The sequence below is a fragment of the Photobacterium sp. GB-72 genome (assembly GCF_003026095.1).
Lineage (GTDB): Bacteria > Pseudomonadota > Gammaproteobacteria > Enterobacterales > Vibrionaceae > Photobacterium.
On record NZ_PYNV01000007.1, the window covers coordinates 122,778 to 135,552 of the forward strand.

Genomic DNA, 12,775 nt, shown 5'->3' on the forward strand with positions numbered 1-12,775 from the left:
AATAGAATATAAAACCAACTAAACACAAAAGATTAAAATATAAACAAAAAGCAAACATAGTAGTTAACTATGTCAAAACAATAAAAGCGCAATAACCAAGCCGTTGTGATGATTAGTGTTATAACCATTACGGTTAATCGTTTATTCCATATTTAGCTCAAACTACTTAGCTCAAAACACAAGAAAAGGGAAAATAGCCATGTCACGCGGCTTTAGCTTTAAACAATTTCACGTCAATGATTTAGGCTGCGGAATGCCTATCAGCACCGATGGTGTATTGCTAGGAGCATGGGCAGCTATGCCTCGACAAGGTAGAGTGGTGGATATTGGTACAGGCAGTGGTTTATTAGCACTCATGGCTGCACAGCGGACAAGCACGTTAGCTTTACCTATTACTATCGAAGCTATCGAAATCGATCCACAAGCCGCAGCGGCAGCACGCCAAAATTTCACAAATTCACCTTGGCATCGACGCTTACAGTGTATTGAACAAGATGTCACAGAATGGCGACATACACAGCCCCCTAATAGTATTAATGCGATTGTGTGTAACCCCCCTTATTTCAATTTTGGTCAGCAAGCAGAGCAATCACACCGTGCTACTGCTCGACATACCGATACATTTAGCCATCAACAGCTACTTAAAACGCTTCAATGGCTTCTTACAGAAGAAGGGATCGCCAGTATTATCTTGCCAAGTTACGAAGGACAGCGTTTAATTGAAGCCGCTGCTGAATATCATTTACATTGTATTGAACGTTGTGATGTCCAAAGCACCGAGAAAAAAGCACCGATTCGATTACTTCTACAATTGAGTAAAAAGAAACAAACCTGTTATTCATCTCACCTTTGCATTCATAACAATGGTGATTATTCAATTGAATTCAAAGCATTAACGAAAGATTTCTATCTAAAAATGTAACCGAATACGACATTTATATCCCCTGTAAACGTTGTAATAATCATCAATGATTAAAGTTTTTATGTTTTAATCGGTGTCACTTACGCCAAGAGTGGCTATAATGCCGCCCCTTAAATATTAATACCCTTGTTGTTATTCTTTGTAATTGGCATACGATAATGACACATAGCATTTGTCTTGGGAGAGATAACTGGTGAGAGACTTTTCCGAATTAGAGTTAGATAGCGAGCTGTTACGAGCGATTGAAGAAATCGGCTATAGCCGCCCAACAGTGGTTCAAGCGCAGGCTATCCCTCATGCCCTTGACGGTAAAGATGTAATGGCTTCTGCGCCAACAGGGACCGGAAAAACAGCAGCCTTTCTTCTACCGATGATCCAACACTTGCAAGATTTCCCACGCAAAAGACCGGGACCTGCACGTATTCTGATCTTAACGCCAACACGTGAACTTGCCATTCAAGTTGCCGATCAAGCAAGAGCATTAGCAAAATATACAACACTAAAAGTATTTACCATCACAGGTGGTATCTCATATGACGAACATGCCGAAATGCTGGGTAAAACTCAGGATATCGTGGTAGCAACACCAGGTCGTCTTATGGAGTACATTGAAGCTGAGAAATTTGACTGTCGTGCTATCGAGTGTTTGATCCTTGATGAAGCCGATCGCATGTTAGACATGGGCTTTGGTAAAATTGTTGAGCGTCTTAACCATGAGTGTCGCTGGCGTCGTCAAAGCTTATTGTTCTCCGCTACCTTAGAAGGTAAAGGTGTACGTGAGTTTTCAGAAACAATTTTGAATGAGCCTGTTGAAGTAAATGCAGATCCTTCTCGCCGCGAACGTAAAAAGATCCACCAAATGTACCTTCGTTGTGACAATATGGATCACAAGCTTGCTCTGTTAGAAAACATCATTAAAGAGCAAGCTGAACGCACGATCATCTTTGTCAAAACACGTGAGCGCCTAGCTGTACTTCGTGGTCAACTAGAAGCCATGGGCATCCCTTGTAACTGGATCCAAGGTGAAATGGCACAGGCTGCACGTACAAACATGATCACTCGTTTTCGTGATGGTGTTGTGAACGTATTAATTGCGACAGACGTTGCTGCACGTGGTATTGATTTACCTGATGTTAGCCATGTGATCAACTTTGATCTACCTCGTACAGCTGAAGTTTATGTACACCGTATTGGTCGTACAGCGCGAGCGGGTAAGAAAGGAACGGCAATCTCCTTGGTTGAAGCACATGATCAAAGCATGATCGAACGTATCAGCCGCTACATGAAAGAAGAAGTGCCAGAACGCTTTATTCATGGCCTACGTCCACAGACCAAAAAAGCAAGCACTGCCAAGAAAAAGAAAAAAGTGAGTAAAAAAGTAAAAGAAGCGAAAGCGAAAAAGAAAATCAAACAAGCGGCAAAAAAAGGCCAAGCTAAATCGTAATTTATCTTTTACCACATAGATAAAACAACAAGGCCAACTTTCACGAGTTGGCCTTTTTCATTTAAAAATAATTATTTATTACTATTGTTCTTCACGCTTAAATACGAATTCTTTCGCTGTTGATTCTGCTTCAACAAAATAATAACCCGCGGTATCAAATTCTTTTAAAGCTTCAATCGATGTGATTTGATTATCAAGAATGTAACGCGCCATCATGCCACGGGCTTTTTTGGCGTAAAAGCTGATCACTTTATAATTACCGTTCTTACAATCTTTAAAAACAGGTGTGATAAGTTGAGCATTCAACTTCTTCGGTTTCACCGATTTAAAATATTCGTTAGATGCAAGGTTGATCAGAATATCATCGCCCTGCTCTACTAATGCTTGGTTCAATTTATCGGTAATGATATCACCCCAAAATTGATACAGATTAGTACCGCGAGGGTTCGCTAATTTCGTCCCCATCTCTAAGCGGTAAGGTTGCATCAAATCTAATGGACGCAATAAACCATATAAACCCGAAAGCATACGTAAATGCTGTTGAGCATAAGCAAACTGTTGTTCTGTCATGGTTTCAGCCGCAAGACCAGTATACACATCACCTTTAAAAGCCAATATTGCCTGACGAGCATTGTCTTGCGTAAATTGTGGCTGCCACTCAGCAAAACGAGCTGCATTCAAACCTGCAATTTTATCGCTCACTTTCATTAAGCTCGCAATATCCATTGGCGTTAATTCACGACATACATCAATCAGTTCAGCAGAGTGATCCGTTAGCTCTGGCAAAGTATAGGTTGATGTTACCAATGGCGATTCATAATCAAGGGTTTTAGCGGGGGAAACCACAATTAACATAAGGCTTTTTCCTTTAAAGTCTGACTTGAAAAGATTATCACTAAACAACAAAAAAGCCACTTAGAAACTAAGTGGCTTTGGTTATTTCAGTAATAGGCGTTCACTATGATTTACTCTTATCCCAAATGCCTTCTTCTAACTGGGCATGAAGCTCTGGGTAATCATTACTATCAAACGTCGGCACCTTACCCAGCGATAACTGTTTATTGTAATCAGTAGCCAACTTCACCACAGTGCCTGACAGTAAAACAATCGCGACTAAGTTAATCAGTGCCATCATTCCCATTGAGACATCGGCCATTGCCCATACCGTTGGCAGATCAGCTAACGCCCCAAACATCACCATAAAGAGCACCACAACACGAAAAATATTCAAGCCAATTTTATGGTTATGCTCAAGAAAAATAAGGTTGGTTTCAGCATAGGAATAATTAGCAACGAGCGATGTAAACGCAAAGAAGAAAATTGCAACGGCAATAAACACAGAGCCCCAATCGCCGACTTGCGAGCTCAAGGCACGCTGAGTTAACTCAATCCCTGTCACTTCACTATGGGGAACATATTCGCCAGACATCAAAATAATCGCGACAGTGGATGAACAGATCACCATTGTATCCATAAATACCCCCAGCATTTGCACATATCCCTGCGAGGCAGGATGGGGCGGATAAGGTGTTGCAGAGGCTGCCGCATTCGGTGCCGATCCCATGCCAGCTTCATTCGAAAATAAGCCACGCTTTAACCCATTAATCATTCCTTGCGCGATGGTATATCCCAGTGCTCCCGATGCCGCTTCTTCTAGACCGAAAGCACTGCGAAAAATCATCATGATAATATCAGGCAGTTTTTCTATGTTGATCGCCATAATATAAAGGGCAAGCACCAGATAACATAATGCCATTGCAGGAACTAAAATTTCCGCGGTTCTTGCAATCGTACGCAAACCACCAAAGATGATCACTCCAGTCATGATCACAAGCCCAATACCAACATATATCGGTGACCAGCCAAAAGCGACATGAGCCGCCTGACTTATCGAGTTAGCTTGAACCGAGTTAAACACTAAGCCAAAAGCAATGATCAAAAAGACCGAGAACATAACGCCCATCCAGCGCATGCCTAATCCTTTTTCCATATAATACGCAGGACCACCACGATAATTACCATCATTATCGCGGGTTTTATAAAGCTGAGCTAATGCACTTTCTGCAAAAGCAGTCGCCATACCAAGCATAGCAATCAGCCACATCCAAAAAATCGCGCCGGGGCCACCCAAAGTTAAGGCCACGGCGACTCCCGCCATATTACCTGTGCCGACTCTAGCCGCTAAGCTCGTACATAATGCTTGGAAGGAAGAAATTCCGGCACTGTCTGATTTGCGACTGTTTTTCATCACCTTAAACATATGTCCAAAATGACGGAACTGGATAAAGCTCAAACGGTAGGTAAAGTAAATACCGACTCCTATCAGTAAATAAATTAATACCGAGCCCCAGAGTAAGTCATTTAAAAAGGTAATTTGGCTAGACAAGTGGGTTCCTTCTACAACACCGTACGTATCGAATAAATAATGGCAATGGATGTGGTATCCACCCAAGCAGCGCAAACTAAATCATTACAATTTAGTAACCAAACAGAGTGATTACACATGGATATTCCCTCTCTTATTTTTGTAAGTCTATTATGAGGGGATATATCAAAAAATTTCATTCATTATCACATGAAATACACTAAGGGTATATTTTTTAAGTAAATATCTAAAAACTTCCCACTAAATCCAAACATAAATAAAGCCTAATCGCGAGTTGTTTTCTTACATTTTCGGTCATAAAAAGGATATATTTGACTTTTAGCACATAAAAATTTCATCTTTAAGCAACAAATGAGAAACAGTTCAATTTTACTCTACCCCATAGTGTGATAATTAATGACCTTGTAGCTTATATTTAGCTAGATCATAGGAAGAGGTGCTTTATGGATAGCTTTGCATTTGATGATATGTTCACCACAGAAACCGTCTCTCGTCGCTCTCGAGCAAAACCTGAAAAACGTAAATGGCGTGAAATCGAAGCCTTAAAAGATCGTCAACGACTTCGTCGTGAACTTCAAGATATGGATATGTGCGGTAGTTACAATGCCGATGAATTCGACTTTTAACAGACAGTTCCAGACTAAAAAAACAAAACGCCAGCATTTTGCTGGCGTTTTGTTTTTAGAAATAAATTCACTTATAGCTGCCAATTAATCACTGATTTCCCCATTTCAGCGAGTAACTGATTGGTTTTAGAAAAATGCTGACAACCAAAGAACCCCCGGTATGCAGATAACGGTGAAGGATGCGCTGAATGTAAAACATGATGACGCTCGGTATCTATCTTTTTACCTTTTTTCTGAGCATGGGCGCCCCACAGTAAAAAGATCACTCCCTCTGTATTATCATTAATGTACTCAATCGCACGATCGGTAAATGTTTCCCAACCAATCTTAGCGTGAGAATGCGCGCTCCCTTGCTCTACTGTTAGGACGGTATTAAGCAATAAAACACCTTGCTCTGCCCACGGCTGTAAATAACCATGTTCAGGTACTACAAAGCCTTCAATGTCAGTGGCTAATTCTTTATACATATTCGCCAATGACGGTGGCGTTTTAACTCCTGGAAGTACAGAGAAACTTAATCCATGAGCTTGCTTTGGCCCATGGTAAGGATCTTGTCCTAAAATCACGACCTTGGTGTTCTCTAATGGCGTAGAAGTGAATGCATTAAAGATATCTTGTTGAGGAGGAAATACCACTTTTCCTGATGCACGAGCAGCGTCAACCGCCTGTTCAATCCCAGAAAAATACGCTTGTGCTCGTTGTTGCTCGATAAATGTAGACCAGCTAGCGGTCATAAATACTTCCTCATCAATAGAATTTACTCAGTAAGAATATCAAAATCAGATCACAAGCGAGATAAATAATCGACGCCTTCATTTATAGCCACTTATTTTTGAGCGGCAAAATCCCGCAATGTCGCAATCTCTTGATGCCAAATATCAGGATTAATCGTTTCTAAAATAAGAGGCATATGATTAAAACGATCATCTTGCATGATATAACGAAAACAATCCCAACCGATCGCTCCTTCACCTAGACTATGGTGGCGATCTAAATGACTCCCTAAATCACCTTTGGAATCATTTAAGTGCATACCTCGGAGATATTGCATTCCAACAACGTCATCAAATTCAGCAAAAGTTCGATCAGTTGCAGTTTCAGTGCGTAAATCATATCCCGCCGCAAAGGTATGACAGGTATCAATACAGACACCTACCCGTGTTTTATCTTCAACTTGATCAATAATTTCTGCCAAATGTTCAAACCGCCAACCTAAATTTGAACCTTGTCCCGCGGTATTTTCGATCACTGCAACCACATCACTGACTTCTTTATGCGCAAGATTTATGGACTCAGCAATCAATTTTAAACACTCTTTTTCAGAAATTTTTTTTAAATGACTCCCCGGATGGAAGTTCAAAAGGTGCAATCCAAGCTGTTTACAACGCGACATTTCATCAATAAAAGCAGCACGCGATTTTTCCAACTTTTCAGCCTCTGGTGCACCTAAATTAATCAAATAAGAGTCATGTGGCAAAATAGCATTGGCATTAAATTCTAATTGAGAACAACGCGCTTTAAATGCAGCTATCACATCGGCCTCTAACGGCTTAGCCACCCACTGACGCTGGTTTTTAGTAAACAGGGCAAAAGCATTCGCACCAATTTTGTCAGCATTTACTGGCGCATTAAATACACCACCAGCAGCAGAAACATGAGCACCAATCAGTTTCATAACAATTTTCACCTTATTCATGTCATTTGGCATTTCAAGCCAAAGAGAAACATTTAACAAACATTATAATTACAATCACACTTCAATAATGTTGTAAAAATACAACATTATTGAACTAAACTATTTTTTATCGATTAAAATTTGTTGTTGATTAACCCTTAAAATGGCGTTAGATTGACTTAGCTCAATAAAACAGCCCTACTTTATTTAAGGTTTTTTGTTGTAATTTGATCTAGATCAATACACAAGTAGCCGTGCTGAGTTATAGCATTAAAGACTCAGCAAAAAGATTAAATTAACACCACTTTCTCGGAGATAAGTTATGATTACTGGTATTCAAATTACTAAAGCTGCAAACGACGATCTACTAAACACTATTTGGATCCTAGACAGCGAAACAAACGAAGCTCGTTGTGTATGTGCACTATCTGGTTTTGAAGCTGACCAAGTTATTGCTCAATCAGATCTAGGTGACATCGAATACCGTGAGCTAGCTATCGAAGCACCAGCAAAAATCGAAGGCGGTCAGCACCTAAACGTAAACGTTCTTAAGCGTGAAACATTAGAAGATGCTGCTAAGCACCCAGAAAAATACCCACAGCTAACAATCCGTGTTTCTGGTTACGCTGTACGTTTCAACTCACTAACTCGTGAACAGCAACAAGACGTTATCGCACGTACTTTCACTAGCAGCCTATAATTTCCTGCTAGCTTGCCTTATTAAGTACGTAACAATAAAAAAACGGCACGATCAATGTGCCGTTTTTTATTATCTGTAATAACAGAGTAATAAAAAAAGGAGCCTCGGCTCCTTTTTAGCGCTAAATACTATTCGTTATTACTGTACTGAACGTAATACCGCCTTCACGGCTTCAAAATCATTATCACGTTCTAAAGATAATAATTCCATCGCATTATGCTTCGCTAAAGGTGCAGGTAATGGAATATCTTTATCTAAGATCTCATCCACCACTTCTTTAAATTTCGCTGGATGCGCAGTACAAAGGAACAAACCTGTTTCGCCATCATTTAATTGCTCGTTAAGAATACGATAAGCAATCGCGCCATGAGGCTCACATAAATAGCCTTCTTCATTCATTTGCTTTAAGGTTTCAGCTGTTTGCTCATCCGTAACAGCACCATAACCTAATTCATTTAACCCCCAACCTTTTAGCTGACAAAGCTCTTCAATACGTGGCCAGTTATTCGGTTGGCTAACATCCATCGCATTTGAAATAGTTGGAACAGTGACTTTTGGAGACCACTCACCCGTTTGTAAATAACGTGGAACAGTGTCATTTTCATTCGTTGCCGCAATAAAGCGTTTAACAGGTAAACCTAACGATTTAGCTAATAAGCCTGCCGTTAAATTACCAAAATTACCACTTGGTACTGAAATAACTAATTGCTCACGTTCCGCTTTAGGCAGTTGAGCAACAGCTTCAAAGTAGTAACAGATCTGCGCCATTAATCGGCTAATATTGATGGAATTAGCAGAGTTTAAACCCACTTCTTTGCGCAACTCAGCGTCATCAAATGCTTGTTTCACTAATGCTTGGCAATCATCAAATGTGCCATTTACCGCAACTGTTGTAATGTTCTTACCTAAAGTACAGAACATCTTTTCTTGTAATGGGCTAATCTTGCCCTTCGGGTACAAAATCACAACCTTGATGTTATCCATGCCATAAAAAGCATGCGCAACAGCGGCACCTGTATCGCCTGATGTCGCGGTTAAAATCGTGATATCACTTTCACTATCAGCCGTTACTGCTGCTAGTGATTGCGCCATAAAACGACCACCAAAATCTTTGAATGCTAATGTTGGGCCATGGAACAACTCTAGCGCATACACGCCGTCTTTTACTTTATTGATAGGTGCTGGGAACTGAAATGCACTATCAACCATTTGGCTAACAGTTTCTTCACTTAGCTCATCACCGATAAACGCGGAAAGGATCTTGCTACTACGTGTGACAAAATCCATCTCTAGCAATGCATCAATATCGCTAAATTGAGGGAGTTCTGATGGAAAGAATAGACCTTGGTTACGTCCTAATCCTTGACGTACAGCCTGACCAAATGAAACCTGCTCTTGATGTTCTTTTAGATTATACAATTTCATTGTTATAGCTCACTTCCTGTTACTTTTGCGCCCAAGCTGTCTAATCGACAAACATGAACAAATCCTTCATCATTTTGAACATAATGTTCTTCGAGCCAACGTGCAAGTCGTTTAGCGACCTCTAAATCGGTGCAAACACTAAACATGGTTGGTCCAGAGCCTGAAATACCACTCGCAATCGCCCCTGCATCTAACGCATGCTGACGTGCTTGCGCAAAGCCAGGTAACAGCTTTTCACGGTAAGGTTCAGCCACGACATCTTTGATCATCTTCGCAGCTAACAGCGGTTGGTTTGAGTGACAGGCATGAATAAAACCACCTAAATGACGACCATGAGTGATCACATCTTGGCGACGATATTGTGCCGGTAAAATTGCACGCGCTTCAGCCGTTGGAACTTTAATCCCAGGGTAAGCCATCACCCAATACCAATCATCAAAACAAGGGACTTTCTGGCTTATGATCCCAAGCTCTTCCACCATGAACTGCAATCCACCAAGAAAGCAAGGTGCGACGTTATCATAGTGAAGACTCCCTGAGATCTCGCCTTCCATTTCCCCCATGAGCGCTAATAGCTCTGTTTCATTAAGCGGTTGATCATGGAAACGGTTAAGTGCATCTAATGCGGCAACAATCGAACAAGCACTTGAACCTAAGCCAGATCCAATCGGCATGTTTTTTTCTAATGTCACATCAACTGAGAGTAACGTGACCCCTTTTTTATCCAGCTCTCGTGCAAATACTTGCCAGCAACGATAGACAATATTCTCTTCTGTCTGCTGCGGCAGTTTATCAACAAAGGCACCAACGCATTGCAAACTAAAAGGTGTTTGACCCGCAGCCACTTTTACTCGATCGCCCAATAAGGTGCCATCAATTGGCGATACTGCCGCGCCTAAAACATCAAAACCAACACTCACATTACCAATCGATGCCGGAGCATAAACAACAACACTCATCTTATACTCCTCGTTTCCAGCCTAATGTACGCATTAAATCGGCAAAGACACCCGCGGCAGTTACTTCCGTACCCGCACCGTAACCACGTAATACCAGTGGGATCGGTTGGTAGTAACGGCTGTAGAAAGCTAAGGCATTCTCACCATCTTTAATTTTAAACATTGGATCATCAGGGTTCACCGCAACAATTTTCACCGAGCAATGGCCGTTATCGATTTCACCAACATAACGCAGTACTTTGTCCTCTTTTGCCGCTTCTTGAGCTAATTGAGTAAAATATGCATCCGCTTGTGATAAACGCGCCATGAAGTCATCTACAGAGCCAGAAGCATCAAAACCTGGTGGTAGTGCTTGTTCAACATCCACGTCTGAAAGCTCTAGCTCCAAACCAGACTCACGAGCAAGGATCAACAGCTTACGTGCCACATCCATACCTGATAAATCATCACGAGGATCGGGCTCAGTAAAGCCATTATTACGCGCAACGGTTGTTGCTTCGCTAAAGCTCATGCCTTCATCCAATTTACCGAAGATATATGACATTGAGCCAGATAAAATGCCAGAGAAGCGCTGTAGTTCATCACCTGCGGCTAATAGGTTCTGCAAGTTTTCAATAACAGGTAAACCTGCACCCACCGTAGTGTCATACATAAACTTACGACGGCTTAAACGTGCCGCTTGGCGTAATTGTTGGTAATAAGCCATGCTAGCCGTGTTTGCTTTCTTATTCGGTGTAATAACATGGAAGCCAGCAGCAAGGTAATCAGTATATTGCTCAGCAATGGTTTGATCTGACGTACAATCAATGATCACAGGGTTGATAATGTGATTACGCTGAACTAGCTGGATCATACGAGCAAGATTGAGTGGCTCATTCACCGCTCCCATTTGATCACGCCAGTTATCTAGGTCAAAGCCATCACGGCTCAGGAGTAACCCTTTGCTGTTCGCCATTCCGCAGACGCGAATCACGATACCGTCATCGGCAAGTTTACTTTGTTGACGCTGGATCTGATCGATCAACTCACCACCAACACCGCCAACACCAATCACAAAAACATCTAGGAAATGCTGGCTATTAAACAAGTTCTCATGACACGCTTTAACAGCTTCTGGGACTTTATTTTGTGGAATAACCGCTGAAATAGCACGCTCAGATGATCCTTGCGCAATCGCAACAATATTGACATCCACTTCCGCTAAAGAAGTAAAGAAACGCGATGCGACGCCGTGAGATGTACGCATACCATCGCCAACTAAAGTTACGATCGATACGTTATCTGAAAATTCAACGGGCTCAAGCAGACCTTCTTTTAATTCCAGTTCAAAGCTTTCGTTTAACGCTTTTTCAGCTTGAACATGATCTGCCGTTTCAATACAGAAACTAATACTGTATTCAGATGATGATTGAGTGATCAATACAATCGATACGCCAGCAGATGACATCGCACCAAATACGCGAGCAGCCATACCGACCATCCCTTTCATACCCGGGCCAGACACGTTCACCATCGTAAGATCTTTTAGAGTTGTGATCCCTTTTATGGCTAATTGATCTTCACCAGTATCTTGACCAATTAGTGTCCCTGGCGCTTGTGGGCTAAAGCTATTTTTAATCAAGCATGGAATTTGAAATTGGGCGATAGGGGCGATAGTTTTAGGGTGAAGAACAGAAGCACCGAAATAAGATAATTCCATCGCTTCTTGATAACTTAAAGATTTCAGTAGGCGTGCATCAGGGACTAAACGAGGATCACAGCTATAGACACCATCAACATCTGTCCAAATTTCACAACAATCCGCACGTAGACATGCAGCAAGCACTGCAGCAGAATAATCAGAACCATTACGACCCAGTGTTACTAGCTCACCTTTGCTGTTACCTGCGGTAAAACCCGGCATAATACAAACATGCCCGGCAGGTAATGGATCACGACGGAAATTCTGCGTTGAAATTTCAATATCGACATGCGCCTCAAGGTAATCACCTTCAGCATAGAGATATTTAACCGGATCGATAAGGCTTGCAGGCTGACCTTTCGCTTCAAGTAAAGCTTTCATCGCTGCAATAGAAAGACGTTCACCTTTACTGATGATCGTCGCATACACATTATCAGGACATAAACCTAATAGTTTAATACCATGAACATACTCTTTTAGTTGTCCTAGAGAGCTCGCCAGTTTTGCATCTAAAGCGGCTTTATCAAACTGAGGCTCTAAGGCTTTTAAGCCACTGAACAATTCAGTAAATACCTGTTCGAGATCGGCCAACTGTAGCGATGATTCACCCGTTTTCACGGTGTTATCAATCACTGAAACTAATTTATTTGTTACCTTCCCTGGTGCTGATAGCACAACAGAAACGTCACCTTGCTGAGCATTACTCGCAATAATATCTGCTGCTCTTAAAAATCGCTCTGCATCGGCTAATGATGAACCGCCAAATTTAAATACTCGCATTCCCTACTCCCGAGTGACTATCCTGATCTATCTAGTTATCGCATCTAGATATACTCAAATATGTGAATTTAAAATCGTTAAAAAAAAACCCGCAGCTCAATATGAGTTGCGGGCTTATTGTTAATCCTTGCGTATATCAGCCCGCACCAACACCGAAGATGTTAATGGTAATAATAA

General features: G+C 41.4%; 11 protein-coding genes. 4 read left to right on the forward strand and 7 right to left on the reverse strand.

What is annotated here, in order from left to right; genetic code table 11:
* Window positions 1-199: 199 nt before the first annotated feature.
* Window positions 200-922 (forward strand): tRNA1(Val) (adenine(37)-N6)-methyltransferase, encoded by a 723-nt coding sequence (locus C9J40_RS10235; protein WP_107246731.1) that lies wholly within the window; start codon window positions 200-202, stop codon window positions 920-922.
* A 193-nt stretch (window positions 923-1,115) separates the two neighbouring features.
* On the forward strand, window positions 1,116-2,366 hold the full coding sequence (srmB, locus tag C9J40_RS10240; protein WP_107207248.1) for an ATP-dependent RNA helicase SrmB: 1,251 nt from the start codon (window positions 1,116-1,118) through the stop codon (window positions 2,364-2,366).
* A gap of 81 nt (window positions 2,367-2,447) precedes the next feature.
* Here srmB and yaaA read toward each other — a convergent pair whose 3' ends face one another.
* Both yaaA and C9J40_RS10250 read right to left on the reverse strand, forming a co-directional pair.
* Window positions 2,448-3,221 carry a peroxide stress protein YaaA gene (gene yaaA / locus C9J40_RS10245; protein ID WP_107207247.1) on the reverse strand — a complete coding sequence of 258 codons (774 nt, stop codon included), beginning with the start codon at window positions 3,219-3,221 and terminating at the stop codon, window positions 2,448-2,450.
* Between the two features lie 103 nt (window positions 3,222-3,324).
* On the reverse strand, window positions 3,325-4,752 hold the full coding sequence (locus C9J40_RS10250) for a sodium:alanine symporter family protein (RefSeq protein ID WP_107207246.1): 1,428 nt from the start codon (window positions 4,750-4,752) through the stop codon (window positions 3,325-3,327).
* Between the two features lie 443 nt (window positions 4,753-5,195).
* Here C9J40_RS10250 and C9J40_RS10255 point away from each other — a divergent pair, with 443 nt between their 5' ends.
* Entirely contained in the window at window positions 5,196-5,378 is a 183-nt protein-coding gene (locus C9J40_RS10255) for a DUF3545 family protein (protein WP_005369686.1), read from the forward strand.
* Between the two features lie 71 nt (window positions 5,379-5,449).
* Here the strand turns inward: C9J40_RS10255 and ung are convergent, their stop codons facing one another.
* Complete coding sequence (gene ung / locus C9J40_RS10260; RefSeq protein WP_107207245.1) at window positions 5,450-6,112, reverse strand: uracil-DNA glycosylase; 663 nt, start codon at window positions 6,110-6,112, stop codon at window positions 5,450-5,452.
* A 92-nt stretch (window positions 6,113-6,204) separates the two neighbouring features.
* The gene (gene nfo, locus C9J40_RS10265) at window positions 6,205-7,059 is read right to left on the reverse strand and encodes a deoxyribonuclease IV (RefSeq protein WP_199187070.1); all 855 of its coding nucleotides are present in this window, start codon (window positions 7,057-7,059) and stop codon (window positions 6,205-6,207) included.
* Window positions 7,060-7,375: 316 nt separating this feature from the next.
* Here nfo and grcA point away from each other — a divergent pair, with 316 nt between their 5' ends.
* Complete coding sequence (gene grcA / locus C9J40_RS10270) at window positions 7,376-7,753, forward strand: autonomous glycyl radical cofactor GrcA (protein ID WP_107207244.1); 378 nt, start codon at window positions 7,376-7,378, stop codon at window positions 7,751-7,753.
* 138 nt (window positions 7,754-7,891) lie between these two features.
* Here grcA and thrC read toward each other — a convergent pair whose 3' ends face one another.
* From thrC to thrA, 3 genes are read right to left on the reverse strand one after another with little or no spacing between them, the layout of a single operon-like run.
* Window positions 7,892-9,178, reverse strand: coding sequence for a threonine synthase (gene thrC, locus C9J40_RS10275; protein WP_107207243.1), 1,287 nt, complete (start codon window positions 9,176-9,178; stop codon window positions 7,892-7,894).
* A 2-nt stretch (window positions 9,179-9,180) separates the two neighbouring features.
* Window positions 9,181-10,137 carry a homoserine kinase gene (gene thrB / locus C9J40_RS10280; RefSeq protein ID WP_107246732.1) on the reverse strand — a complete coding sequence of 319 codons (957 nt, stop codon included), beginning with the start codon at window positions 10,135-10,137 and terminating at the stop codon, window positions 9,181-9,183.
* Window position 10,138: 1 nt separating this feature from the next.
* Window positions 10,139-12,598 carry a bifunctional aspartate kinase/homoserine dehydrogenase I gene (gene thrA, locus C9J40_RS10285; RefSeq protein ID WP_107207241.1) on the reverse strand — a complete coding sequence of 820 codons (2,460 nt, stop codon included), beginning with the start codon at window positions 12,596-12,598 and terminating at the stop codon, window positions 10,139-10,141.
* Window positions 12,599-12,775: the final 177 nt, after the last annotated feature.